This is a genomic window from Halosimplex salinum (genome assembly GCF_003730195.1).
In the GTDB taxonomy this organism is placed as follows: domain Archaea; phylum Halobacteriota; class Halobacteria; order Halobacteriales; family Haloarculaceae; genus Halosimplex; species Halosimplex salinum.
Map to the genome: position 1 here is coordinate 124,220 of NZ_QWGG01000001.1, position 23,981 is coordinate 148,200.

At 67.6% G+C, this 23,981-nt stretch carries 23 protein-coding genes, 1 tRNA gene and 1 pseudogene; 16 read left to right on the plus strand and 9 right to left on the minus strand.

Annotated features, from left to right (window positions below):
- The first annotated feature begins 13 nt into the window (after positions 1–13).
- Positions 14–898 (plus strand): universal stress protein, encoded by an 885-nt coding sequence (locus D1409_RS00610; protein ID WP_123533027.1) that lies wholly within the window; start codon positions 14–16, stop codon positions 896–898.
- Between the two features lie 57 nt (positions 899–955).
- Positions 956–1,870, plus strand: coding sequence for a universal stress protein (locus D1409_RS00615; protein ID WP_123533029.1), 915 nt, complete (start codon positions 956–958; stop codon positions 1,868–1,870).
- A 38-nt stretch (positions 1,871–1,908) separates the two neighbouring features.
- Here the strand turns inward: D1409_RS00615 and mvaD are convergent, their stop codons facing one another.
- Positions 1,909–2,886: a phosphomevalonate decarboxylase MvaD gene (gene mvaD, locus D1409_RS00620; protein ID WP_123533031.1), complete on the minus strand. Its 978-nt coding sequence runs from the start codon at positions 2,884–2,886 to the stop codon at positions 1,909–1,911.
- Positions 2,887–3,021: 135 nt separating this feature from the next.
- Here mvaD and gfo6 point away from each other — a divergent pair, with 135 nt between their 5' ends.
- Entirely contained in the window at positions 3,022–4,092 is a 1,071-nt protein-coding gene (gene gfo6, locus D1409_RS00625; RefSeq protein ID WP_123533033.1) for a D-xylose 1-dehydrogenase Gfo6, read from the plus strand.
- Between the two features lie 52 nt (positions 4,093–4,144).
- Here gfo6 and D1409_RS00630 read toward each other — a convergent pair.
- Both D1409_RS00630 and D1409_RS00635 read right to left on the minus strand, forming a co-directional pair.
- Positions 4,145–4,375, minus strand: a pseudogene (locus D1409_RS00630) (SDR family NAD(P)-dependent oxidoreductase); the annotation flags it as partial.
- Positions 4,376–4,492: 117 nt separating this feature from the next.
- Positions 4,493–5,065 (minus strand): thioredoxin family protein, encoded by a 573-nt coding sequence (locus D1409_RS00635; protein WP_123533035.1) that lies wholly within the window; start codon positions 5,063–5,065, stop codon positions 4,493–4,495.
- Positions 5,066–5,257: 192 nt separating this feature from the next.
- Here D1409_RS00635 and D1409_RS00640 point away from each other — a divergent pair, with 192 nt between their 5' ends.
- Positions 5,258–6,055 carry an HpcH/HpaI aldolase family protein gene (locus D1409_RS00640; protein ID WP_123533037.1) on the plus strand — a complete coding sequence of 266 codons (798 nt, stop codon included), beginning with the start codon at positions 5,258–5,260 and terminating at the stop codon, positions 6,053–6,055.
- 51 nt (positions 6,056–6,106) lie between these two features.
- On the opposite strand, the gene D1409_RS00645 is transcribed toward D1409_RS00640, so the two are convergent.
- Entirely contained in the window at positions 6,107–6,451 is a 345-nt protein-coding gene (locus D1409_RS00645) for a hypothetical protein (RefSeq protein WP_123533038.1), read from the minus strand.
- Between the two features lie 151 nt (positions 6,452–6,602).
- Between D1409_RS00645 and D1409_RS00650 the strand changes: the two genes are divergently transcribed.
- From D1409_RS00650 to D1409_RS00670, 5 genes are all read left to right on the plus strand, one after another.
- Positions 6,603–7,091, plus strand: coding sequence for an Lrp/AsnC family transcriptional regulator (locus tag D1409_RS00650; protein ID WP_123533041.1), 489 nt, complete (start codon positions 6,603–6,605; stop codon positions 7,089–7,091).
- Entirely contained in the window at positions 7,088–8,233 is a 1,146-nt protein-coding gene (locus D1409_RS00655; RefSeq protein WP_123533043.1) for a pyridoxal phosphate-dependent aminotransferase, read from the plus strand. The genes D1409_RS00650 and D1409_RS00655 overlap by 4 nt, the downstream gene beginning before the upstream one ends.
- Positions 8,234–8,368: 135 nt before the next feature.
- On the plus strand, positions 8,369–10,891 hold the full coding sequence (locus tag D1409_RS00660) for a type II/IV secretion system ATPase subunit (protein ID WP_123533045.1): 2,523 nt from the start codon (positions 8,369–8,371) through the stop codon (positions 10,889–10,891).
- Positions 10,888–12,990, plus strand: coding sequence for a type II secretion system F family protein (locus D1409_RS00665; RefSeq protein ID WP_123533047.1), 2,103 nt, complete (start codon positions 10,888–10,890; stop codon positions 12,988–12,990). The genes D1409_RS00660 and D1409_RS00665 overlap by 4 nt, the downstream gene beginning before the upstream one ends.
- Positions 12,991–13,080: 90 nt before the next feature.
- Positions 13,081–13,323, plus strand: coding sequence for a hypothetical protein (locus tag D1409_RS00670; RefSeq protein ID WP_123533049.1), 243 nt, complete (start codon positions 13,081–13,083; stop codon positions 13,321–13,323).
- Between the two features lie 70 nt (positions 13,324–13,393).
- Here D1409_RS00670 and D1409_RS00675 read toward each other — a convergent pair whose 3' ends face one another.
- Positions 13,394–14,353, minus strand: coding sequence for a hypothetical protein (locus D1409_RS00675; RefSeq protein WP_164471521.1), 960 nt, complete (start codon positions 14,351–14,353; stop codon positions 13,394–13,396).
- Between the two features lie 88 nt (positions 14,354–14,441).
- On the opposite strand from D1409_RS00675, the gene D1409_RS00680 reads away from it, so the two are divergent.
- On the plus strand, positions 14,442–14,690 hold the full coding sequence (locus tag D1409_RS00680; RefSeq protein WP_123533054.1) for a hypothetical protein: 249 nt from the start codon (positions 14,442–14,444) through the stop codon (positions 14,688–14,690).
- An 86-nt stretch (positions 14,691–14,776) separates the two neighbouring features.
- Here D1409_RS00680 and D1409_RS00685 read toward each other — a convergent pair whose 3' ends face one another.
- The 4 genes from D1409_RS00685 to D1409_RS00700 all read right to left on the minus strand — a co-directional run bounded on the left by D1409_RS00685 (position 14,777) and on the right by D1409_RS00700 (position 18,428).
- Entirely contained in the window at positions 14,777–15,955 is a 1,179-nt protein-coding gene (locus D1409_RS00685) for a hypothetical protein (protein WP_123533056.1), read from the minus strand.
- Between the two features lie 82 nt (positions 15,956–16,037).
- Positions 16,038–17,675 (minus strand): hypothetical protein, encoded by a 1,638-nt coding sequence (locus D1409_RS00690; RefSeq protein ID WP_123533058.1) that lies wholly within the window; start codon positions 17,673–17,675, stop codon positions 16,038–16,040.
- A 60-nt stretch (positions 17,676–17,735) separates the two neighbouring features.
- Positions 17,736–18,188 (minus strand): peroxiredoxin, encoded by a 453-nt coding sequence (locus D1409_RS00695; RefSeq protein WP_123533059.1) that lies wholly within the window; start codon positions 18,186–18,188, stop codon positions 17,736–17,738.
- A gap of 168 nt (positions 18,189–18,356) precedes the next feature.
- Positions 18,357–18,428 (minus strand) — tRNA-Ala (locus D1409_RS00700).
- Positions 18,429–18,655: 227 nt separating this feature from the next.
- Here D1409_RS00700 and D1409_RS00705 point away from each other — a divergent pair.
- From D1409_RS00705 to D1409_RS00730, 6 genes are all read left to right on the plus strand, one after another.
- A complete protein-coding gene (locus D1409_RS00705) occupies positions 18,656–19,249 on the plus strand; it encodes a DUF7287 family protein (protein WP_235853468.1) in 594 nt (197 codons plus the stop codon).
- Positions 19,246–19,902, plus strand: a complete 657-nt coding sequence (locus D1409_RS00710) for a DUF7288 family protein (protein ID WP_235853469.1) — start codon at positions 19,246–19,248, stop codon at positions 19,900–19,902. The genes D1409_RS00705 and D1409_RS00710 overlap by 4 nt, the downstream gene beginning before the upstream one ends.
- Positions 19,890–20,837 carry a DUF7261 family protein gene (locus D1409_RS00715; protein ID WP_123533061.1) on the plus strand — a complete coding sequence of 316 codons (948 nt, stop codon included), beginning with the start codon at positions 19,890–19,892 and terminating at the stop codon, positions 20,835–20,837. Before D1409_RS00710 ends, D1409_RS00715 begins: the two co-directional genes overlap by 13 nt.
- 55 nt (positions 20,838–20,892) lie before the next feature.
- The gene (locus D1409_RS00720; protein WP_164471522.1) at positions 20,893–21,354 is read left to right on the plus strand and encodes a DUF7266 family protein; all 462 of its coding nucleotides are present in this window, start codon (positions 20,893–20,895) and stop codon (positions 21,352–21,354) included.
- Positions 21,351–22,151 carry a DUF7289 family protein gene (locus tag D1409_RS00725; protein WP_123533065.1) on the plus strand — a complete coding sequence of 267 codons (801 nt, stop codon included), beginning with the start codon at positions 21,351–21,353 and terminating at the stop codon, positions 22,149–22,151. Before D1409_RS00720 ends, D1409_RS00725 begins: the two co-directional genes overlap by 4 nt.
- Positions 22,152–22,339: 188 nt before the next feature.
- Positions 22,340–23,731, plus strand: a complete 1,392-nt coding sequence (locus tag D1409_RS00730) for a DUF7289 family protein (protein ID WP_123533067.1) — start codon at positions 22,340–22,342, stop codon at positions 23,729–23,731.
- Positions 23,732–23,981 lie beyond the last annotated feature (250 nt).

Below are 23,981 nucleotides of genomic sequence, written 5' to 3' on the forward strand. Positions count from 1 at the left end.
AGAACGATCACTCATGTACGAGTCGATCCTCGTTCCGACGGACGGCAGCGAACACGCCGAACGAGCGGCCCGTCACGCCATGGCACTGGCCGAGGCGTTCGACGCGACGGTGCGGGTCCTCGGCGTCGCAGACGTGGACCGGGCGGCCGGCCCGTTCGACGTGGGCGGGGTCGACGAGGCGTTCGTCGAGCGCGTCGAGGCCGAGTGCGAGTCCGCCCTCGACGACACCGCCGCGCTGGCTCCCGAGGGCGTCACGGTCGAGGCGGCGGTCGTCCGGGGCGACCCTGCCAGAGCGATCGTCGAATACGCGGCCGACCACCCCGTCGACGCCGTCGCGATGGGGACCCGCGGCCAGCGCGGTCTCAGGCGCCTCGTCACCGGGAGCGTCACGCAACACGTCCTCCGGCACGCGACCGTTCCGGTCCTCACTGCACGGAACACGGACGCTCCGCCCGTGACCGACTACGACGACGTGCTGGTTCCCACCGACGGGAGCGAGGCGTCCGGCGCGGCCGTCGACCACGCGGTCGCGGTCGCCGACGCGTTCGACGCGACGGTCCACGTCGTCCACGTGGTCGACATCGGCGCGGTCGCGACCGGGTCGGCGGCCACACCGCCGACCGCCCGGATCGAGCGCCTGACCGAGGCGGGCGAGGACGCCACCGAATCGATCGCCGAACGCGTCCGCGCGGCCGGGCCGGAGGCGGTGACCGCGGTCGAACCCGGGTTCCCGGCCGCAGAACTGCTCGACTACGTCGACGAGGCGTCGATAGACCTCGTGACGATGGGGACCCACGGCCGGAGCGGCCTGGACCGGGTCCTCCTCGGGAGCACGACCGAACGGCTCGTCCGCCGGTCACCCGTTCCCGTGCTGGCCGCCCGCCCCGACGCGGACTGATCCGCGGCGTGGCGCCCCCATCCTGTCGTTGAAACGTTCGGAACCCCAATCCGCAGTATGTACGACCACATCCTCGTCCCGACCGACGGGAGCGATACCGCCGAGCTGGCCGCCGGCCACGCGCTCGCGCTGTCCGAGGCGTTCGACGCGACGATTCACGTCCTCGGCGCGGTGGACGTCGACGGCGAGGCCGGCCCGTTCGACGCGGGCGGGGTCGACGAGGAGTTCGTCGCGGAGCTGGAGGCCGACGCCGAGGCCGCGGTCGCGTCCGCGGCCGAATCGATGGGCGATCGCCCCGTCGAGACCGCCGTCGTCGACGGCGATCCGGCCGAAGCGATCGACGACTACGCCGTCGAGAACGGGGTCGACCTCGTGGTGATGGGAACTCACGGTCGAACGGGGATCTCGCGGGTGTTGACCGGCAGTACGAGCGCACGGGTCGTCCGAGAATCGCGGGTGCCAGTCGTGACGGTTCGAGCGGTGAACGGGCCGCCGTCCACCGACTACGACGACGTCTTGATCCCCACCGACGGGAGTCCCGCGGCTGAGGCGGCGGTCGACCACGGACTCTCCGTCGCCGACGCGTTCGACGCGACGGTCCACGCGGTGTACGTGATCGACGTGAGCGCGCTCGCGGGCGGAACGGGAAGTAGCGTGGCCGGCGCCGGCGGCGGGGGCGACGTCGCCACGGGCGACCTGCTGGACCCGCTGGTCGAGAGCGGTGAAGACGCGACCGAGCGCGTCGCCGGCCGAGCGCGCGAGGCGGGACTCGACGCGACCACCGACGTCGTCGAGGGATCACCCGGGTCCGCCCTGCTCGACTACGTCGACGACTCGTCGGTCGACTTCGTGACGATGGGGACCCACGGCCACAGCGGCCTCGACAGGGTCCTCCTCGGCAGCACGACCGAGCGGCTGATGCGTCACTCGCCGGTGCCGGTGTTCTCGGTTCGAGCCGACGAGTCGTCGTGACGGTCTGAGAGTGTTTTTCGGGCCTGAAATCCGAGCCTTCAGAACAGCGCGTCGCTCTCGTCGAGGATCGTTGCGGGACCGCCGATCTCCCAGACGCGCGTGTCGACGCCGCAGTCGGCGACGACGCGCTCGACGCGGTCCACGTACTCGGCGGTGGTGTTGACGTAGACGCTGGCGCCCGTGTCGACGGAGAAGTAGACGGGGACGCCCTCCTCGCGGAGTTCGCGGACGGCGTTGAATATCTCGATGGTGCGGGGCTGCCAGTACACCCAGCCGGCGGGGCCGGTCATCGTCGTCGCCGCGAGCGACAGGGAGTCGTGTTCGGCGCGCTCGAAGGCGGCGTCGAAGTCGCCCGCGCGGAGTTCGCCGCGCATCTCGGCGATCTGCTCGTGGATGTGGGCCAGTCGCCCCTCGAACATGTGGCTCTCGGCGGCCTCTCTGTGCGCGGCTTCGGTCTCCTTGTAACTGGGGACCATCCCGGCGACGATACGAACGTCTTCCTCTAACTCGTCGGCGACGTCGATGCGCTCGGACCGGCAGTCGTGGTCGTCCGCCCCCGTGCGCAGGTGCGAGTAGGCGCCCGTGACGGCGCGAGCGGCCGAGGAGGAGCCTCGGCGAGCGATGGTCGAGATCTCGGGCCGGGAGAGGTCGAGGCCCGCGGCCTCGGTCAACGCCATCGCGGCGGCGGCGAAGCCGGAGGAGGAGGAGCCGAACCCGATGTTCGTCGGGAAGGAGTTCTCGGAGACGAAGCGGACGCGGTGGTCGATGCCCGCGCGCTCGCGGACTTCGTCGACGACCGCGCGGACCCGCTCGGCACCGCGGCCGTCGACGGGTTCGCCGTCGATGCGGTACTCGTCCTCGTCGAGGTCGGGGTCGAACTCGGCGGTGGTCTTCGTGTGGCTCGGCGCGGTACAGAGGCTGATGGAGTCGTGATACGGGAGTCGGAGCTCCTCGTCGCGCATCCCGTGGTACTTGACCAGCCCCTGGATCGGGTGGGCCTTCGCGGTCGCCTTCATACCCGGGAATCCGCGGGTCCGTACTTTGCTGTTATGGCTCCGGCCTGTCGGACGGTGCGCTGTGTTCGGGCGAGTGTCGCAGTAGCGGCGCCTCGTGCGTGACAATTATCTGTTGTGCGGGGTGAATCCTCGCCTATGGAGATCGATCTCGACAGCTTCAGTGATCGCGACTGGGAACGCCCGACGGACGAGGACCCGATCCGGTTCGCGATGATCGGACTCGGGTGGTGGACGCGCGAGCTATCGATCCCCGCCGTCGAAAACGCCGACTACTGCACGACGACGACCCTAGTCAGTTCCAGCACGGAGAAGGCCGAGGACGTCGCGGCCGACGTGGAGGGGATCGAGGCGACGCTCACCTACGACGAGTACGCCGACGGCGCGGCGACCGACGCCTACGACGCGGTGTACGTCTGCACGCCGAACGGACTCCACCGCGAAAACGTCGAATCAGCGGCCGCGCACGACAAGGCGGTCCTCTGTGAGAAGCCCCTCGAAGCAACCGTCGAGGACGCACGGGCGACCGTCGACGCCTGCCGGGAGACGGACGTGCCGTTGATGGTCGCCTACCGACTCCAGACAGAACCGGTGGCTCGCCGCGCCCGGGAACTGATCCGGGAGGGCGCCATCGGCGACGTCGTCTCGATACTCGGGCACATGTCGGACCGGATCCTCGACGCAGTCGACGAGACGAGCTGGCGGTTCGACCCCGACCTCTCCGGCGGGACGACGCTCAACGACATCGGGATCTACCCGCTGAACACGATCCGGTTCATCCTGGAGGAAGAGCCCCAGGCGGTGTACGCCCGGACGGAGTCCGAACAGCCGGCCTACGAGGGCACCGACGAGCACGCGGCGTTCCAGCTCGAGTTCCCCGATGGGAAACTCGCCTCGTGTACCGTCACGCACAGCGCGACACTGGCCTCGAGCCTCCGGTTCGTCGGTACCGAGGGTGAACTGAGCATCGAGGGGCTGTTCTTCCCGAACACCCGGAAGGTGCTCCGGGTATCCGGGCCGGGCATCGAGGGCGAGTACCGGCCGGAACCGGTCGACCAGATGCGCGAGGAGTTCGACTACTTCGCCAACCGCCTCCAGCACGGTCTCGACCCCGAACCCGACGGCGAACACGGCATGGTCGACATGCGCGTCATCCGCGCCCTCTACGAATCCGCCGAGAGCGGACAGCGCGTCGAACTCGATCTGTGAGCGGAGTAGCGTTGACGGGCTACTAAGCATCCGGCGCCGAAGGCGCCGGTTCCCCGAACTCACGGGGCGCCTCCACGACGGACCCCACCTGGTCCGGGTCGGAGACGTCCGTCTCGACGAACTGCCCGCGGCCGCCCACGTCCTCGATGGCCTCGTGCGTCGGCGCCGAGACGTCGTCTTCTTTCGGCTCCTCGCGCATGTCCGCGACGATCACTGTCGCGCCCGCCTCGCCGTAGCGGAGCGCGACCTCGCGGCCGATACCGGAGGTGCCGCCGGTCACGATGACTGTCTCGCCGGAGAAGTCGGAGCTGGTCGTTCCCGAGGCACGCTCCTCGGCGGGGCGGCGCTTGGAACTTCGGCTCGCGGCCGCCGATGCCGGGGAACGCCCCCAGTCAGCCGCTCACTCGTCTTTCCACTTGATCGAACAACCCCGGCTCGGTCGGAACTCGTCGTCGATCTCCTCGCCGGCGAGCAGGCGGTCGACGATTGCCTTCATCTCGCGCTCGCTCGGCTCGTCGTCGGGGTTGGGCGCGTCGTCGAGGCGACCGTGGTAGGCCAGTCGGAACTCGCCGTCCTCGCGCGCGAAGAGGAACGGGTCGGGCGTGCAGGCCGCGCCGTAGGCGGCGGCGACCTCCTGGCTCTCGTCGCGCAGGTAGGCGTCGTACTGCACCTCCCCGCTCTCGACGTACTCGGCCATCTCGTCGAAGGAGTCCTCGGGGTACTCCTCGGCGTCGTTCGGGTTGACACCGACGACCGATAGCTCGCTGTCGTCGTACTCCGCCGCGAGCGCGTTCAACTCGTCGAACTTCGCCTGCGCGTACGGGCAGTGGTTGCAGGTGAACACGAGCAACAGCGCCTCGCTGTCGGCGAAGTCGTCCAGACCGTGGGTCTCGCCGTCGACGCCGGGCAGTTCGAACGACGGTGCGGCGTCGCCGCGGTCGAGCGCGTCTTCCTCCGAATCGAGTGCGACCATGACAGTCGAGTGTACGGAACCCGTCAGAAAGACGTTTCGGGTGTCTCGGAGCGGGGGCAGGTGCGCTGTCTCGGACCGGCCGCGCGAGCGCTGTCTCGGACCAGTCTCGCGACCGGTGTCTCGGACCGGCCTCGCACTGCACCGTGGAGTTGCCTGCACCACCCTTACGGACGCGTCGGCCGAACGACCGATATGGTCGACAGCCATCGCGAGAACGCCGTCCGAGACCGAATCGAAGCCGGAGAGGTCGCACTCGGCGTCCTCGACAACACGTACAGCCCGACGCTGATCGAGTTCTACGGGGATCTGGGAGTGGACTTCGTCTGGCTCGACTTCGAACACGGCGGGCCGAGCCCCTGGGACGCGACGGCCATGGAGGATCTGCTCCGCGCCGCGGAGGGCACCGGGACGGAACTCCTCGCCCGGATCCCGACGACCGAACCCGAACTCGTCCGAAAGGCCCTCGACGCGGGCGTCCGGAATCTCTTCCTCTCCCGGGTCACCGGTGTCGAGGAAGTCGAACGAGCGGCCCGCGCGGCCCGCTTCGAGTACGACGGCGAACCGGGCGATCGCGGGATGGCGAACCCGCGAGCGCGCCGCTGGGGACTGGCCGAGGACTACGTCGCGACGGAGGACGAGGAGGTGTTCTTCGGCGTCACCGTCGAGAACCGCGAGGCCGTCGACGCCATCGACGACATCGTCGCGGTCCCGGAACTGGACTTCGTCTTCGCCGGCCCGCTCGACCTCTCCGTGTCGCTGGGCCACCCCGGCGAGTTCGACCATCCCGACGTGCAGGAGGGGATCGAGACGGTCCGCTCGGCGGCCGTCGACTCGGACGTGGCGCTGGGCGGCCTCGGCTTCGGGATGGACGACGTGAACGAGAAGGCCGAGAACGGCTACCAGCTCCTCCACGTCGGGAGCACGACCGGCGCGCTGAAGCCGGCGGTCACCGGCTGGCTCGACGACTTCGAGGGCGACCGGTCGCGGTAGCGCCGAGCGGGCGCGCTCGGACCGCTCCCGTACCCCGTGCGCCGCGGTTACTCAGTCCGAGCGGGAGCGACAGGCGTCGTCGAACACCGCGGCCGCCTCCAGGATGGTGCTGTCCGCGTGGACGTGGTACCGCGTCTCCTCGCCGGTCGGTGACTCGCCGTCGCCGCCGGCCTGGGACAGCAGTCCGAGGTCGGCGCACTCCTCGAGCAGACCGTTCAGGTACAGCGTCTTGAGCGGGACGCCGGCGCGGTCGGCGATCTCGGAGCGCGTGTACGTCTCGTCGGCGTCGAGGTCGAGCAGTGCGTCGATGAGTCGCGCTGCGCCGTCGCGATCCGCGACGAACGCCCAGCCGCCGTCGGGCGCGTCGTCGCCGCCCGACGGGTCGGTATCGAGCATATCCGCGGTGTATGGCCGAGCGTCGCATAAAGCCGCCTGTTCCGGCAGCGTTCGACAGTCGCCGGGCTGGCGGGCGTTCCCGGGCGCGTGGTGTGCCACGAGGTGACGGCATGGAGAAACCCTTTTGTCCGCAGTGGGCCGGTAGGTAGGTATGAGCGACCGCGAGGAGATACTGGCGTTGCTCCGCGAGAACGCGCGGTACTCGACCGAGGACCTGGCCCGACAGACCGACCTCAGCGAGAGCGAGGTCGAAGCCGCCGTCGAGGCTCTCGAGAGCGAGGGCGTGATCAAGGGCTACCAGGCCGTCGTCGACTGGGACAAGGTCGAACCCGAGCGCGTGCGCGCGGCCGTCGAGTTGAACGTGACGCTCGACCGCGAGACGGGCTACGACGACATCGCCGAGCGCCTCGCGAAGTTCCCCGAGGTACAGGGACTGCGCCTCGTCAGCGGCGACTACGACTTCGCCATGGAGGTCGAGGGCGACTCGATGAGCCAGGTGTCGCGGTTCATCAGCGAGAAGGTGGCGCCCGTCCCCGAGATCACCCAGACGGTGACCCACTACATCATGGAGAGCTACAAGGAGCGCGGCGTCGAGTTCGGGGACGGCCACGACGACGACCGCCTGTCGATCTCGCCATGACGTTCGAGCCGATCGACCGCGTCGCGTCGGTGCCGCCCTCGGGCATCCGCAAGTTCTTCGAACTCGCCGAGGAGTACGACGACATCATCTCGCTGGGGGTCGGTGAACCCGACTTCGCCCCGCCGTGGGCCGCCCGCGACGCCGCCATCGCCTCGCTGGAGCGAGGACAGACCTCCTACACCGCCAACCGCGGGATGCGCGAACTCCGCGAGCAGATCGCCGTGGACGCTCGCGAGCGCTACGGACTGGACTACGACGCGGACGAGGAGATACTCGTCACCTCGGGCGCGAGCGAGGCGGTCGACCTGGCCTTCCGGGCGTTCCTCGACCACGGCGACTCGGTCGCCATCGCCCAGCCGTGTTACGTCTCCTACGTCCCCGGTGCGCGCTTCACCGGGGCCGAGGTGGTCGACGTGCCGACCCGCGCGGCGGACGAGTTCAAACTCACCCGCGAGGTGCTGGAGTCGTCGGGCGCCGCCGACGCGGAGGTGCTCGTCATGTGTTACCCGAACAACCCGACCGGCGCGACGATGACTCGCGAGGAACTCGAACCGGTCGCCGAGTTCGCCCGCGAGCACGACCTCCTCGTCTTCTCCGACGAGATCTACTCCGAACTCAGCTACGAACACGACCACGCCTCGATCGCGACGCTCCCGGGCATGCGCGAGCGGACGGTCGTGTTCAACGGCTTCTCGAAGGCCTACGCGATGACCGGCCTGCGACTCGGGTACGCGCTCGCGCCGCCCGAGGCGACCGAGGCGATGAACCGCATCCACCAGTACACGATGCTCTCGGCGCCGACCACGGCCCAGTACGCGGCGGTCGAGGCGCTGGACACCTGCGACGACGACGTCCGGGAGATGCGCGCGCAGTACGACCGCCGCCGGAACTTCGTCCTCTCTCGATTCGAGGAGATGGGGATCGACTGCTTCCCGGCGGCCGGCGCCTTCTACGCGTTCCCGGAGTGCCCGTGGGACGACAGCGACGAGTTCGCCGAGGCGCTGCTCGAGGAGGAACGCGTCGCGGTGGTCCCGGGAGACGTCTTCGGTGCTGGCGGCGAGGGACATCTCCGCGTCTCCTACGCGACCAGTCTGAGCGATCTGAAGACGGCGATGGCGCGCATCGAATCGTTTATCAGTTGACAACTGGGCGCGAGGCTCGCGCGTGGTCACCGGTTATGGACTCCCTACCGCCGCTCGTTGCGCAGTACGGGTAGATTATCGTTCGCCGCGTTCGGGGCGTAAAGCTTTTTCTGCCTTACCGGTAGTTAGCCTGTAATGGCAATTGATGGCACGGGGGGCAACGAGTCTGACCAGGTCGGATCGGGGGCGGACCGCTTCTCAGGGGGCGGCGCGACCGTGGGTGAGTACACGTGGAACGATCTGCGTCGGGACGTGCACACGGGCGGTCGCTTCGACCGGAGCGAGTACCTCGGGTTCGACCCGCTGGACGTCGAGGACCGGCTCGAATCGGGAGCGAGCGCGGCCAAGACACTCGATCAGGTGTGGGGAGACCGGATCGAGGCCGAGCGCTCGATCGTCGTCAAGGACCGCTACACCTGGGAGCACTTCAAACAGGAGTACTACTACGACGAGGACGGCGAGATCCCGCGGGACAGCAACGGCGACCAGATACCGTTCGACCGCGAGGAGTACCTCGGGTTCGACCCGGACGAGACGGAGGACCGACTGGGCGAGGCCGGGAGCGCGGCCGACCGCCTCGCGGCCATCGTCGACGAGCGGACGGTCGACGTCAATCCCGACCTCGACGAGGACGCCTTCTTCTCGACGGTCGACGGGCACACGACCGTCGTCAACCGCTACGACCTGGAGAAGGCGGTGCCGATCGAGAAGAAGGCTCACTTCACCGAGGTAGAGCGCTACTGGGTGAACAAGCCCTACGCCTGCATCGTCATCTTCCACTCGCGGAAGGAGAACGAGAAGAAGTACTACGCCATCGAGCCCTACGAGAACGACATCGAGGTCCAGCTGGCCGAGTTCCTCTCCGGGAAGCTCAGGTCGGCGATCAAGTACTCGGACGACGACGTGGTCGTCGAGGGGTCGGAGGCCGACCGGGCCAACGTCATCCAGCGCGAGACCGAGCGCCTGCTCGAACGCTACGACCTCTACCAGCCGGGCCAGCAGGAGAACCTCGGGATGATGGACCAGCTCAAGGGGGCGCTGGGCATGGATCTCGAAGTCGAGGTCGAAGGGGGCCAGCTCGACGGGATCGCGGCGCGACCGGAGGACGAAGTCGTCGAAGACGACCCGCGGGACCTCAGCGAGTACCAGGTCGAGAAGCTCCTCTACCGGTTGAAACGCGACTTCGTCGGCTACGCGCGGATCGACCCGGTCAAACACGACATCAACGTGGAGGACATCTCCTGTGACGGGTACCACTCGCGGGTGTTCGTCTACCACTCCGAGTACGAGAACATCATCACCAACGTCACGCACGGCGAGCAGGAGCTCGACGATTTCGTCGTCAAGCTCGCCCAGCGCTCGGGGAAAGGCATCTCCAAGCGCCAACCGCAGGTCGACGCCACGCTCCCGGACGGGTCGCGGTCGCAGTTGACCCTCGGGCGCGAGGTGTCCGACCACGGGACCAACTACACCATCCGTCAGTTCAAGGACGTGCCGTTCACGCCGGTCGACCTCATCAACTGGAACACGTTCTCGCTCGACGAGATGGCGTTCCTCTGGCTGTGCATCGAGAACAACAAGTCGATGATCTTCGCGGGCGGTACGGCGTCCGGGAAGACCACGTCGCTGAACGCCGTCTCGCTGTTCATCCCGAGTAACGCGAAGATCGTCTCCATCGAGGACACGCGCGAGGTCGAACTGCCCCAGCGGAACTGGGTCGCCAGCGTCACCCGCCCCTCCTTCGGCGAGGACGACAAGGGCGACATCGACGAGTTCGACCTGCTGGAGGCCGCACTGCGCCAGCGCCCCGACTACATCGTGATGGGCGAGGTGCGTGGTGAGGAGGGTCGTGACCTCTTCCAGGTGATGTCGACCGGGCACACGGCCTACTCGACGTTCCACGCCGACACGGTCGGCGAGGTCATCAAGCGGTTCACGACCGAGCCGATCAACGTCTCGAAGACGCTGTTCACGGCGCTCGACCTCGTGTCGATCCAGACCCAGACGCGGGTCAACGGCAACAAGGTCCGCCGGAACAAGAACCTCACCGAGATCAACGAGTACTCCGCGGAACACGACGAGATCAACGTCCGCGACGTGTACGAGTGGCAGGCCGAGACCGACGAGTACCTCCAGATGGGCAACTCCAACACGCTGGAGGAGCTCAAGTTCGACCGCGGGTGGAAACAGGAGCGACTCGACGAGGAGCTGTTCAAGCGCAAGGCCGTCCTCGCATACCTCATCGAACAGAACCTCAACACCTACACGGAGGTCGCGGCGACGGTCCAGGCGTTCATCAACGACCCCGACACGATCATCGCCCTCATCGCGGAGGGGAAACTCGAGCGCTCGCTCGAGGACCTCCGGGAGATGGAGTCCGTCAAGATCAACATCGACCCCGACAAGGAGGAGATGGTGCCGCGGCCGGACCCGCCCGCGGAGATGCTCGACGAGGCGCGGGACATCCTGGAGAACGCGGAGCCGCTCTTCCAGCAGTTCCGCGAGAAAGAGACCTCGGACATCGTCAGCGCGCTCACGGGCGTCGAGGAACAGGACGATATCGCGCCCCTCGAGAGTCCGCAGGAGGACGAAGAGGACGAGGAGATCGACTTCAGCGAGTTCGTGCCGGCGGCCGGTGCGGAGGCTGACGAGGCATGAGCCTCGGGCGCGAATCCCGGCAGATCGGCGGCGCGAACAGCGTCGGCGACACGTTCTACCCCCTGTACCAGACGCTGTTCGACGAGGAGGGCGACTTCGTCTCGGGCATCGACGACAAGCTCTCCGCGGCGCGGATGGACGACAACGTCGAGATGTACATCTCCCGGGCGCTCGCGGTCGGCACCGTCGCCGGCCTGACGCTCTGGCTGCTGGGGATGTTGCTCGGCTACCTGATCCTCCAGATGCTCGGGATCACCGACCCGCAGTTCCTCGGCATCCGCCTGCCCGAGTCGGTCAAACCGATCGTCTCGATGCTGAAGATCCCGGTCATCGTCTTCGTGTCCGGGCTCGTGTTCGGCGCCATCGGCTTCGGCGTCGGCTTCGGCTCGCTCGTGTCGATCCCCTACTTCCGTGCGAACGCTCGCGAACGCGAGATCAACGTGCTGCTCTCCGATTCTATCGCCTTCATGTACGCCCTCTCCGTGGGCGGGCTGAACCAGCTCGAGATTCTCCAGGCGATGGCTCAGGCCGACGACACCTACGGCGAGGTCGCGAAGGAGTTCCAGTCGCTCGTCCTGGAGACGGAGTACTTCGACACCGACTACCGGACCGCCATCCGAAACCAGGCGATGGAGACGCCGAGCGACGAGCTCAGCCAGTTCCTGACGGACATGCTCTCTATCGTCGACTCCGGCGGTGACATGACCTCCTTCCTGGAAGACCAGAAGGACAAGCACATGCGGACCGCCCAGCAGGAGCAGAAGAAGATGCTGGACACGCTGGAGCTGTTCGGCGAGATGTACATGACCCTCTCGCTGTTCCCGCTCCTCCTCATCATCATCCTCGTGATCATGAGCATGATGTCCTCGGGGTCGAAGATGGACATGATGATGGGGACGGTGTACGGCCTCATCCCGCTGACCGGGGTCGGCTTCCTCGTGCTCACGTCGACGGTCACGCAGGACTCCATCGGGGACGGCTACCTCCGCCCCTCCCGGAGCGACGAGGAGACCTACTCCGAGGCCGACGACGGACTGCTGAGTCTCGGCCTCGTCGAGGGATACACCGGCACGTACGGCGTCTTCGACCGCATCAAGAACCGCGAAGGGACGTACCGCGCGATGCAGATACTCAGGCGTCCGCACATCTTCTTCCGCGACAACCCGCTGTACGTGCTCGGGGTCACCGTCCCGATCACTATCGCCACGTTCGCGGTCGTCATCATCTTCCACATGGCGCCGATGAGCATCCCCGAACTGGTCGTGCCGCGGGGCGGGGACATCCCGGAGAACATGGGGACGCCGGCCAAACGCTGGAAATACCCCGTCATCACGGGGACGTTCATCTGGGTGTACATCCCGCTGTACCTCAACCTCCTCCCGGTCGCGTTCTTCTACGAGTGGAACCTCCGGACCCGGCGCAGCGTCGTCGGCAACCTCTCGGAGAACCTCCGCAAACTCGCCAGCGCCAACGACACCGGGATGACCCTCCTCGAGTCGATCCGTGTCGTCGCCGACACCTCGTCGGGCCGGATGGCCGACGAGCTAGAGACGATGCACGCGAAGGTCAACTACGGGACCAGCCTCAAGAACGCGCTCAGAGAGTTCAACAACCGGTATCACATCCCACGTCTCGCCCGGACGGTCAAGCTGATAAGCGAGTCCCAGGAGGCCTCCAGCCAGATCCAGGACGTGCTCTCGACGGCCGCGCAGGCCTCGGAGAACCAGGACGACATCGAACTGGAACGCAAGTCGCGGACGCGGATGCAGATGGTCATCATCATCATGACCTACCTCACGCTGCTGGGCGTGATGGCCCTGCTGAAGATCAAGTTCCTCAACGTCATGTCCGACCTCGCCACGCAGACCGGCGGGGGCGGTGGCGGCGCCGGGGGGCAGGCTCCCGGCGGGAGCTTCAGCGGCGTCAACACGCAGATGCTCTCTGTCCTCTTCTTCCACGCCGTCGTCCTGCAGGCGTTGCTCTCCTCGTTCATCGCGGGGTACATCCGAGACGTGAGCCTGCTGGCGGGAATGAAGTTCGCCGTCATCCTCCCGACCATCGCGCTCGTCGTCTGGTACGTCGTCACGCTGATGTCCTGACGCGGACCGGAGCTCGACCACCGCTCGGCCGGCGTTCCGGCCGGCACACTCCTGCAGTCACCTCATGTTGCCGACGACCCAACCGTGGCTATGGATGCTCCGAACGCGCTCCAGTCCGCCGCGGACGAGAACGACGACATCGCGATAACGCGTCGCGACCACGACGAGAGGACGATAATCGTCGTCGACTTCGGCAGGGGCGTCGACGCGCAACTCGACGTGGTCGGTGACGTCGCCATCGTCGTCGCCGGCGACCGGCAGTTCGAGTTCGACGTTCCCGACGACGTGACCGACCTCTCGGTCAACGACGGGATGCTCCAGATCACGTCCTGAGTCGGTCCGCCCCCGCCCCGCTCCTGCCGTTCACTCCCCTCTCTCGTCTTCGGTTCCGCCGGAGTCGCTATCACCGGGAGTCGCCATCACCGGGAGACGGCGTCCTCCCGTCGAGGCTATCGGTCGGCGTCGCGGTCCCTCCCTCGTCCGGTGTCTCCGTTGTGCCATCGGCTGTGGGCGTCTCCGTGGAGCCGTCGGCGGTGGAGGTCCCCTGTCCGGCGGGTTCCGGCGTCGAGCGCTGCGGGACCTCCCCGGTCCAGTGGGGGACGACCGGTGAGGAGTCACCGACCAGGCTGTAGTCGTAGCGGAACGTGACGTGCGAGCGCTCGCCACTGGTGTGGCGGTCGTAGTCGACGGCGAGCGAGCGGACGAATCCGTCGGGAGTCACGTACGCCGTCGCGCTGAAGTTGGTGATCGCGACCCTGTCGCCGGCGAGCGGCTCCGGGATCGGTCCCTCCGCGGCGTAGAGCCTGAAGAAGGTCTGGCCGCCCCGTTCGACCAGCGTCACGTCGAACTCTGGGCCGTCGAGAAACCGGCCGATAGCCTCGTCGGCGAACGCGTAGTCCGTGTGGTCGCCGGGGGCCTGCAGGAGTTCGTAACGGGTGTCGTTGCCCGCCACGGACCGCAGGAATCCGCCCGTCCCGTTGACGTACAGCGTCGTGTTCGAGTCGGGGCCGGGGCTGGTCTGTTCGACGAGGAACGTCTCGTTCCCGACGACGGCGCGGCGGACGAACTCCTCGTCGGTGAGGCCGTCGGCGCCGGTGTCGTACCTGACGCTCCAGGTGTACGACCGGTTCTCGAGGAACGAGCGGTGCGCCCGCGAGAGCGCTGTCGCGTCAACCTGTCCGTCCGCTCGCACGCCCGGCGGGAGCGGCGGGACGACGGTCCTGTCCGACGCTGTCTCGCTGTCGGTGACCGGGACCGGCGTGACGGTGTCGGGCTGCTCCGGCGGCCCGCCGGCTCCGAACGGCACGGCGCTACACCCCGCCACGACAACGAACAGTGCGACCACGGCCACCCTCCGGTGCATCACCCTGCGTAGGGGCCCGAGCGACAATACGGCTTCGACGGGCGAATACGTGGACTCAAGTCGGTGGCTTCCATGGAACCGACGAACCATGGAGAGCGACCCGGACCTGCGAGTGTACAGGCGGTCGCGCGACCGCTACGTGCTGTGGTCGACGCGCGTCGCCGACGCGCTCCTCGACGACGTGAGTCGCGAGGAACTCGTCGAGTGGTACCTGCACAAACGACCGGACGGCACGCGCGCCGAAATCGAAGCGCTCGTCGACGCCGCCGACGAACGCGCCGCGACCGACGCCACGGAGACCTACGAGGAGTCGCCGGACTGGCTCGCCGGGAACTGACCCGCGAGGGTCGCGGACGCTCGCGCGATTCGCGGACCGAAACTGGCCCCCGGCGCGGGACCTGCGCGTGACGGCGTGACGACCGACTACTCGGAGCCGACCCCCGTCTCGACCACGGCGTCGTCTGTGTTCGGGTCGGCGTTGCCGCCCTCCCAGTCGAGGGTATCGTCGCGGCTGCGCGCGTCGTGCGTCTCCGCCCCGTCGAACCGCAGGAGCGTCAGCGACACGTCGAACTCGGCCCGACCGGCGTCCCGCAGGGCGAACACGTTGTTCGACGACATCCCGTACTCCCAGTTCTTGAAGAACAGGTGGGCGTCCGCGGTGAGCTGTCCCTCCGCCCAGCTGGGGGACTCGACCGCGGTGTTCCACGCCAGCAGGTGGACGGCCTCCGCGTTTGCCAGCGCCGGATGGCCGACTCCGTCTCGCTCGTGTTGCTGGACGTCGATCGATATCGAGTCGAACGCGAGCGTGTTGTCCGGGTCCGCGCCGCGGACGGCGTCGACTATCACCGAGTCCTGGCCGTAATTTTCGGCGTGGATCTCCTCGTCTTCGCCGCCGACGCCCCACTCGTACGCGTTCTCCGCCCTGCCGCCATCGGCGACGGTGAGCGCGTCGTCCGCACCCCGGACCAGCAGGTAGTGGACGTCGAGTTCGTAGTCGACTCCCTCTTCGGAACACTCCGGCGTCTCGCAGGCGGCCTTGAACGACCCGTCGACGGTGAACGACGCGGTCTCGCGGTCGTCCGACACGTCGAGATCACCGAGGGTCAGGTCGAAGTGGATTAGTTTGTCGGCGTCGGCCTGCGCGCTCACGTCGAACCCGTTGAGGACGACCTCGACGGTCTCGTCGCCGTCGACCGGTCCGTCCAGCCGGTGGTGAACGTCCATCTCGAAGGGGATCCGCGACGCCTCCGACCCGTCGATGGGGACGGTGACGGTCCCGGCCTCGAAGCGGACGCCCGGTGTGTGGACGACGGTGTAGAACTCCTCGAACTGAGCCGTGTCCGACCCGGTCCCCGACGCGGCGGCGTGTCCGACGGCCCAGCCGGCCGCTCGCTGTCGCACGTAGCTCCCGAACCGGTTGAGCCGGTGGTTGTACTCCCAGCGGTGGTCGAATCCGCGCCAGATCGCCCCGGTCACCCGCGACCCGCCGAGCAGTGCCCGGAGCGAGTACGGCTCCGTTGCCCCGTGCCTCTCGGCGACCGACCGGATCCCGTCCGCGGGATCGCCGGCCGACAGGTCACGACGAACGCTCACGTGAGTCATACGTTGGTGTCACTCCAACGTCATATGAATCCTCGGGACAGTTCGGTACGTTCCGAGCGCGGCGGAACGGCGAGAACGCGTCTCAGGACGCGGGGTAGTCGAACGACTGGCTGTCGTCGCCGTCGAGGGAGAACGACGCCGACTCGACGACCCGGACCCCGTTGAGGAACAGTTCGAACGATTCGATCTTCCACCACTGGCTGTTGAAGAACCCGGCGAAGTCCCCCTGATCCTGTTCGAGGACGGTCCGGTCGATCTCCCAGAGGCGAAGCGGGTCCCGCTCGGTCCGGTCGGTGTCGAGCAGGGGGTCTATCGCGAAGGTGTCTATCTCACCGGTGCCGAAGTTGGCGTGGTTGAACAGTCGCTGCCCGAACGTGTCGTCGAGCGTCCGCTCTAGGTCGCCCAGGTCGAGCACGACGGACGCGTTCTGGTTCCCGGCGTCGGTGGCGTCGCTCGTTTCGACGACGACTCTGACGCTGTCGACGACGGTCTGGTCGAGACAGGTGCGGAGGCCGGCCGAGGGATCGAGCAGGTCGTCGACGCCGGCGTACCGCTCCATCGCGTCTCGGACGCTCGTCGGCCCGGACTCGTCGGCGGCGAGTTTTTCGGTGGTCTCGCGGAGCGAGCGCGACCCGGTCGACTCGGCGTGGCGCTCGGACATGGCCCGCGCTATCGCCGCCGCGCCGTCGGCGTTGGGGTGGAACGTCGCCGCGATCGGACACTTCATCGTTCCGTCGTGTATCGGCGGTCCCCGCATCGCTTCACAGACGGCTTTCCGGTCGGACTCGACCGCGTCGTCGCCCGTCGACCCCGCCGGCCACACCCACGGGTCGTCCGCGTTCGCCGCGTTCTCGCGGTCGAAGTTCGGCGACGCGAACAGCACGGTCGACCCCGGTTCGGCGGCGTTCGCCTCCGAGACGGCCTTGCGTAGGTAGTGCGTCGACTGCTGGTAGAAGTACTCCATGTTCGCCGCGGCCCGCTGCTGGGCCACCTCCGCGGTGCCGTACAGCGCACCGGTCACTGCCGCCGTCCCGGCCGACACGCCGAACACCACGCCGAGTCCCGCGGCCATCGCGGCGTCCGAGAGGACGTCGGTTCCCTCCGGTCCCGTGCTCATGATCAGGTGATAGCCCGTCACGACGACTGTCGCCTCGGGGAACGACTCGCGGACGTCTTCGAGGAACGGTTTCGTCCACTGGTAGCAGTACTCCCGGACCGCAGTCTCCGTCCTGTCGGGGTTCTGCAACGGGTTTCCGATCGTCCCGCCGCCGATGTCGTTGATGCCGGCAGTGACGACGACCACGTCGACCGTGTCGTCGGGATCGTACGCTCGGCGGGTCTCCAGACTCGACGGCCGCTCCTCGTCAGTGTAGTCCGCGGGGAGTCGCTCCAGTTGGTCTTCGAGCGAGAACGCGCCCGCGGGGAACTCGTGACGCCCTCGCCGGGTCGTCCCGGCGAGTTTCCCGGCGTCCGCCAACCGGAGCGTCACGTCGTCCCTGTCGGTGTCGAAGACCGCGCCGGAGTGGGCTTTGAACGCCGCCCTCGATAACTCCCCGTTACCACCGGATATCCGTTCGTGAAACCGCGTCGCGAACTTCTCCTCGTGGGGGAGCCCTTGCCCCCACGCCACGGAGTCGCCGAGGACGACTGTCGTCGGTTCCCCGCCGTCGGTCAGGGCCACCCCGTCGGGAGCCGCGTCCGTGTCCCGATCTGTTCCCATGACACACACCTCGGAACGCCGACGTATCAACCTATCGCAACGTCGGTCGGCTCGGGGCGATCACCCGCCCTGGACGTGTTCGTTTCGCACGTCCCGCAGCACTTCGCGGGCGTGCCCTTCCGGGTCGGCCAGGTCGGGGTCGTACACCGCCGTCACTTCGCCGTCTGCGAGGACGAAGGTGCGTCGCGTGGTGCGGCCGTCGCTGGTGTCGAGGCCGAACGCCTCGGCGACCTCGCCGTCGGGGTCGGCCAGCAGGTCGAAGACGATGCCTTCCTCCTCGGCGAAGTCGGCGTGGGTCTCCACGTCGTCCATCGAGACGCCGTAGACGGTGATCCCGCCCTCGCGGAACTGCGGGAGGGCGCTCTGGAAGTCGTTGGCCTCGACGGTACAGCCGCCGGTGAAGTCTTTCGGGTAGAAGTAAACCACCGTCGGCTCCGAGAAGTCGGGGGTGACGGTGTCGCCGTACTGGTTCTGCGCGCTGATCTCCGGTGCGGGGTCGCCTGCTTCGAGCATACCGGCGGGTTAGTTTCTGTGGCGAAAGGAGTTGGGGTGGGGGCAGACAGTGAACGCGGCCTGTGACTTCCAGGGTTCGAATCCCGGCTCGAACAGCACTACGGCCCGGCTCACGAAGGCGAGCACACGCGAAGCGGTGCTCGCCGAGAAGTTCGCCGGAGAAGATAGTGGACTCGCCGGGATTTGAACCCGGGGCCTTCCCCGTGCCAGGGGGATGATCTACCACTGATCTACGAGCCCGCACGCAAATTCAGGTAGCCGGGGACATTTCATAAACCCATCGAAGCGAAGAAAGGCGCGTCAGCGAGTACCACGCCGAATGTCAGTCGACCGACGGTGCGAATATCAAACGCTGTAATCTCGGACCAACGGATATAAGGGGGTACGTCGTTGCTCGGGGCAAGGCACGGTCGGGGCGCCGTCAGGGGGACCACGGGCGGCGTCGACGGCCACCGTCAGAACATACGATGCAAGGGAACGGACCGGGAATCGGGTCCGCGGGGGACGCGGACCGACGCACGGCGAGTCGTGAGCGACGCGGTCAGACCACGCTGGATTTCGCCATCGGGATGAGTATCTTCCTGCTGGCGTTGACGTTCGTCCTCGCGTTCGTCCCGGGGATGCTGGAGCCGTTCTCGGGCGGCGCGCAGACGGAGACACCGGCGGTCAACCGCGTCGCGGACGACCTGACGCAAGGGACGCTGAGCGACGCGAGTACGCCGTACGTGCTCGACGGAGAGTGTACGGCAGAGCTGTTCACCACGGGTGTGCCGGCAGCCTGTCAGTACGACGGGACGACGCTCGCCGACAGAGTGGGGATACGCGACTACGCGCCGGTGAACGTCACGATACGAGGCGACCTCGACGACTCGGGTGAAGATAGCGTGCTCTGCTGGGACGCAAGCGCGTCGCCGCCGACGCTCGTCGAGAAGTCGGGCGGTTGCGGGACGGTGCTCTCGGGCGGATCGAAGCCCTCCGGGGGCGGCGGGAAGACGGTCAGCGCACAGCGGGTCGCGCTGCTCGACGGGGAGGACGTGACCGTGGAGGTGGTGATGTGGTGAGCGCTCGTCGCCCGCCGCGCGGGCGGTCGGGTGAAGGAGACACTCAGCGACCCGCCGGAGCGGCGACTGACCGGGGGCAAGCGCACACGCTGGAGGGAGTGGTCGCGGGGCTCATTCTGCTGTCCGCGGTCGTGTTCGCGCTGGAGATGACGGCGGTGACGCCGCTGTCGGCGAGTACGTCGAGCCAGCACATCGAGAACCAGCAGGAATCGACTGCCCGGGGGGTCCTCGCGAGCGCGGCGGAGACGGGCGCACTGGAGCGGGCGCTGCTCTCGTGGAACGCCTCGAGCGAGCAGTTCTACAACACGAGCAGACTGGGCTACTTCACGAGCGACGCGCCACCGAACGAGTTCGGACGGATGCTGAACCGGTCGTTCAATCGCGGCGGTGTGGCGTACAACGTCTACCTCCGGTACCAGGGCGCCGGCGGGGCCCCGGACACCCGACAGTACGTCTACCAGGGTCGGCCGAGCGACAACTCGGTCCAGGCGACGTGGACGCTCGCGCTCGCCGAGAACGACGAGATCCACGACTACGAGGAGGCCCCGACCGGGACGGAGATCAGCGACGAACCGACGTTCTTCGCGCCGCCGGCGTCCGACTCGTCGGTGTACAACGTGGTCCGCGTGGAGGTGGTCGTGTGGCGGATCTGAGGCCGTTCGGGCACGGTGACGCTCGCGGCGACCGCCGCGCGGGCGGTCCGGGGCGGTCGGACCGGGCGCAGATCATCCTCGTCGGCGCGTTCGCGCTGGCGGTGGTGTTCGTCGCGCTGGCGCTGGTGATGAACGCGGCCATCTACACGGAGAACCTCGCGACGCGCAGCGAGACGGCGGGGACGGCGGACGCCCACGCCTTCCAGCGGGCGACGTCGACGACCGCCGAGGACGCGTTCCGGTACGCCCACGAGGTCAACGACAGCGACCACGCCGGTCTCGAGAAGAACGTCACGCAGGCGATGACGGCCTACTACAACGTGACGCGGACCCAGCAGGCCACGAACGGCCGGCTGACGGACGTGACCGTCTCGTCGACGACTCGCGGGACGAATATCTCGGACGACTCCGGCGACTTCCAGAGCGAGTTCGACGACGACGACTGGACGCTAGCGAACGGCGTCTCGGACACCCGCCGGTTCCGGGTGGACGTGGACAACTGGAACGGGCCGGTCGACGAGGAGTTCCGCGTCGTCGCGGGGGACGTGACGAACTGGTATCTCAACGTCTCCTACGACGGGACCGACTACGAGATCGGCGTCAACGACTCGGGCGTCTACGACACGTGTGCCACGACGGGGACGGCGGCCATCTCCATCGACTTCTCCGACGGGACGGTCAACGGGAGTCCGTGCTCGGCGCTGGACCTGCACGAGGTGTCCGGCTCCTACGACCTGCAGTTCGAGAACGGGTCGGTCGCCTCCGGCGAGTACTCGGTGATAGTCGACGCCGAGGAGAGCTACGGGTCGGCCGACTCCGACGACCCGACGACCGAGGACGTGCTCTACTCGATGGAGGTCGACCTGGCGTACTGGACGCCGGAACTGCGCTACGAGTCGACGATTCGGGTCGCCCCGGGTGAGTACGATGGGTAGCCCGCCGCCGCGCCGTCGCGGACGGGAGACCTCGTCCGGCGGAGGGGCCCTCACCGTGACCGGGGACCTCGGCGGTGCCGTTCGGGGGCAGTCGACCGCCCTCGAATACACGCTCTCGCTGGCGGTCGCCTCGCTCGTGATCACCGGCCTCCTGATGGCCGCGGGTGACTTCGTGACAGACCAGCGACGGGACGTCGTCAGGACGGAACTGGGCGTGGTCGGGGAGCAACTGGCCGGGGAGGTCAGCGCTGCCGACAGGCTCGTCCGGGCGGGCGAACCCACTGGCCGGTTCTCGGCCAACGCGTCGCTTCCATCGACGGTCGCCGGGGCGGGGTACAACATCGAGATCGGGAACGCGGGCTCGAGCGAGTGGCTGAACCTCTCGGCGTCCGATCCCGACGTGTCGGTCGAGATCCGACTGGAGACGGAGACGGACCTGAAGACCGACAGGATCCAGGGCGGCCGGGTTTCGGTCGTCTACGACCCGAGCGCGAACCGTCTGGAGGTGCGCGGATGAGAGACCACAGTCCGGTGGGCGCGCCGCGCGGGTCCGGCGACTCCTCGGCGGAGCGCGCGGTCAGCGACCTGATCGGGTTCGTGCTGGTCTTCTCGCTGATCGCGGCGGTCGTCGCGGTCGTCTCGCTGGCAGGACTCAGTTCGCTCGAGGGGGCTCGCGACGCCCAGCAGACGAACAACGCGGAGCGGGCGATGGAGGTGCTCTCCGACAACATGGCGGACGTGACCGAGCGAGGTGCGCCGAGTCGCGCGACGGAGATCAGCCTCGCGGACGCGTCGCTGTACATGGACGACCCGACGCTGATCGAGGTCAGTGACCCCGACAACGGCGATCCCTCCTTCATGACCACGCGCGTGTTCAAGGTCCGTCCGATCGTCTACCGGGACCAGGGCGCCGAACTGGTGTACGCCAACGGCGCGGTGTTCCGCGTCGAAGACGACGGCGGAGTCGTCCTCAGGTCCTGGGAGCCGGTGCTCGACGAGGACCGGACGATGATCCCGATCATCAACACCGCCTCCTCGACAAGCGGCCCCCAGTCGATCAAGAGCTCGACGGTGCTGGTGCGCGCGAACGCCTACCAGCGCGTCGTGCCGCTGGCCGACGATACGGGCGTCTACGACGACGTCTGGATCAACGTCACCTCTCCCCGGCGGGACCTCTGGAAGCGGATGCTCGAGGCCGACGACGACCTCGAGTGCTCGACGGCCGGCCCCGAACGCATCGAGTGCGAACTCCAGTACACGCCCGACCGGATCTACGTCGTCGACACCCGGATCTCGGTCGCACTCAAACCCTGACACCATGATGGCTCGACTCACACCCGCACGACCCCTCGTCTCCGACGTTATCGCACGTGGTATCGGCCGACGGAATGCACGAGCGCGCCGAAATCGGCGTCTCGGAACCAGCTGTCCGGTTCCGTTCCTGGAACTGATAAACGGAGGTGCCGGTTTATTCGGTGTGAGGGCGAAGGGGGTGACGAGCGATGAGTGAGGAACGCGGCGTGAGTAGCGTGCTGGGGATCGTGTTGCTGTTCGCGATCGTCGTCGGCGGGACGGCTGTCGTCGTGAGCGTCGGAGCGACGGCGCTGGACGACACGCGCGGACAGCTCGACACGGGGCGGGCGGAGAAGGCGCTGACGCAGTTCGACTCGCGGAGCGCGATGGTCGCGCTGGGCGGGACGAGCAGACAGGGCGTCCAGTTGACGGCCCGTGGCAGCGACGGGTACTCGGTCGACGATTCGCGGGGCTGGATGAACGTCTCCTACACCGACACGGTCGACGACGAGACGGAGACGGTGGTCAACGTCACGCTCGGGTCGGTCCTCTACGAGAACGGCGAGGAGGCGATCGCCTACCAGGGCGGTGGCGTCTGGAAGCGGACCGAATCGGGGGCGACGATGCTCTCGCCGCCGGAGTTTCACTTCCGGTCGGCGACGCTGACACTGCCGATCATCACCGTGGGCGGCGGGCCGACGCTCGGCTCCTCGGCGACGGTCGAGAAGGGCGCTCCGATGTCTATCGAGTATCCGAACCGGAAGTCGAACGCCGAGTTCGTCAATCCGCTGGAGAACGGGCGCGTCAACGTCACCGTCCACAGCGAGTACTACGCGGCGTGGGGGCGCTACTTCGAACAGCGAACGAGCGGGAACGTGACGTTCGACGACGCGAACGAGACGGCCCGTATCGAACTGGTCGTCCCGTTCAACGAGGACTTCGACGACGTGGTGGCGACGACGGCGCAGGCGGGCGTCACCGTCAACGGGAACGACCCGAAGCCGTCGCCCCACGAGACGGGCGTGGCCTACCCGCTCGCGGACACCCGGATCGAGGACAAGATCGACTTCTGTGAGAACGACCCGTCGAACTGTGACACGAGCACGGCGCTCACCAGCATCGGGACGGACGGCGTCTACTACGTCGACGGGGACTACAGCGGCGGTCTCGACGTGAACACCAACGACGGCAACGTCACCATCGTCGTCGACGGGCAGTTCGAACCCACGTCCGTCTCGGTCGACGGTCCGAACTCGACGCAGGTGCTCGTCCGGGACGACGTGGCGATCAGTGATACGCTCGACGGGAGCTACTCGCCCGGGCAGTTCTCTATCGTCATGCACTCCAGCGGGGAGTTCGACATGAACGGGAACTCGAAGCTGTCGGCGTTCGTCTACGCGCCGGGGTCGACGTGTGACCTGAACGGGAACGCCTACATCGTCGGCGGCATCGTCTGCGATACCATCGACATCAACGGCAACCCCAACGACTTCACGTACGACAACTCCGTCGAGGACGTCGACCTCCAGCTCGACGGCGACATCACGAAACTCACCTACCTCCACGTGACTGTCAACCCGATAAACGTCACCAGTCGGTGACGGCGGGGTAACGCGGCCGCGGGGCCCCGTCCTGCCGGCGCCGCGTCGGCGGCTCGGACGATGGAAACTGTTTAGTGTGCCAGACGGCACTCTCCGGTGGGAACGCACGACCGCAAATCTGACTCGTCGCGCGATTGCGCGCTCGCGGTTTCACCGCTCGCGCAATTCGAGGCCTCTTTCGATGCCTCGCGCGACTCGGGATTGCGGCCGTGTTCGCGCCGATCTGCGGGTGCGCATCGCGCACCCCGCC

Bases quoted from the DNA above. Each gene is read 5' to 3' on its own strand.
- D1409_RS00660 (WP_123533045.1), top strand. From the start codon at position 8,369: ATGGCAATTGATGGCACGGGGGGCAACGAGTCTGACCAGGTCGGATCG.
- D1409_RS00610 (WP_123533027.1), top strand. From the start codon at position 14: ATGTACGAGTCGATCCTCGTTCCGACGGACGGCAGCGAACACGCCGAA.
- D1409_RS00615 (WP_123533029.1), top strand. From the start codon at position 956: ATGTACGACCACATCCTCGTCCCGACCGACGGGAGCGATACCGCCGAG.
- D1409_RS00675 (WP_164471521.1), bottom strand. From the start codon at position 14,353: ATGCACCGGAGGGTGGCCGTGGTCGCACTGTTCGTTGTCGTGGCGGGG.
- D1409_RS00640 (WP_123533037.1), top strand. From the start codon at position 5,258: ATGGTCGACAGCCATCGCGAGAACGCCGTCCGAGACCGAATCGAAGCC.
- D1409_RS00645 (WP_123533038.1), bottom strand. From the start codon at position 6,451: ATGCTCGATACCGACCCGTCGGGCGGCGACGACGCGCCCGACGGCGGC.
- D1409_RS00665 (WP_123533047.1), top strand. From the start codon at position 10,888: ATGAGCCTCGGGCGCGAATCCCGGCAGATCGGCGGCGCGAACAGCGTC.
- gfo6 (WP_123533033.1), top strand. From the start codon at position 3,022: ATGGAGATCGATCTCGACAGCTTCAGTGATCGCGACTGGGAACGCCCG.
- D1409_RS00635 (WP_123533035.1), bottom strand. From the start codon at position 5,065: ATGGTCGCACTCGATTCGGAGGAAGACGCGCTCGACCGCGGCGACGCC.
- D1409_RS00655 (WP_123533043.1), top strand. From the start codon at position 7,088: ATGACGTTCGAGCCGATCGACCGCGTCGCGTCGGTGCCGCCCTCGGGC.
- D1409_RS00685 (WP_123533056.1), bottom strand. From the start codon at position 15,955: ATGACTCACGTGAGCGTTCGTCGTGACCTGTCGGCCGGCGATCCCGCG.
- D1409_RS00705 (WP_235853468.1), top strand. From the start codon at position 18,656: ATGCAAGGGAACGGACCGGGAATCGGGTCCGCGGGGGACGCGGACCGA.
- D1409_RS00680 (WP_123533054.1), top strand. From the start codon at position 14,442: ATGGAGAGCGACCCGGACCTGCGAGTGTACAGGCGGTCGCGCGACCGC.
- D1409_RS00690 (WP_123533058.1), bottom strand. From the start codon at position 17,675: ATGGGAACAGATCGGGACACGGACGCGGCTCCCGACGGGGTGGCCCTG.
- D1409_RS00695 (WP_123533059.1), bottom strand. From the start codon at position 18,188: ATGCTCGAAGCAGGCGACCCCGCACCGGAGATCAGCGCGCAGAACCAG.
- mvaD (WP_123533031.1), bottom strand. From the start codon at position 2,886: ATGAAGGCGACCGCGAAGGCCCACCCGATCCAGGGGCTGGTCAAGTAC.
- D1409_RS00725 (WP_123533065.1), top strand. From the start codon at position 21,351: ATGAGAGACCACAGTCCGGTGGGCGCGCCGCGCGGGTCCGGCGACTCC.
- D1409_RS00670 (WP_123533049.1), top strand. From the start codon at position 13,081: ATGGATGCTCCGAACGCGCTCCAGTCCGCCGCGGACGAGAACGACGAC.
- D1409_RS00650 (WP_123533041.1), top strand. From the start codon at position 6,603: ATGAGCGACCGCGAGGAGATACTGGCGTTGCTCCGCGAGAACGCGCGG.
- D1409_RS00730 (WP_123533067.1), top strand. From the start codon at position 22,340: ATGAGTGAGGAACGCGGCGTGAGTAGCGTGCTGGGGATCGTGTTGCTG.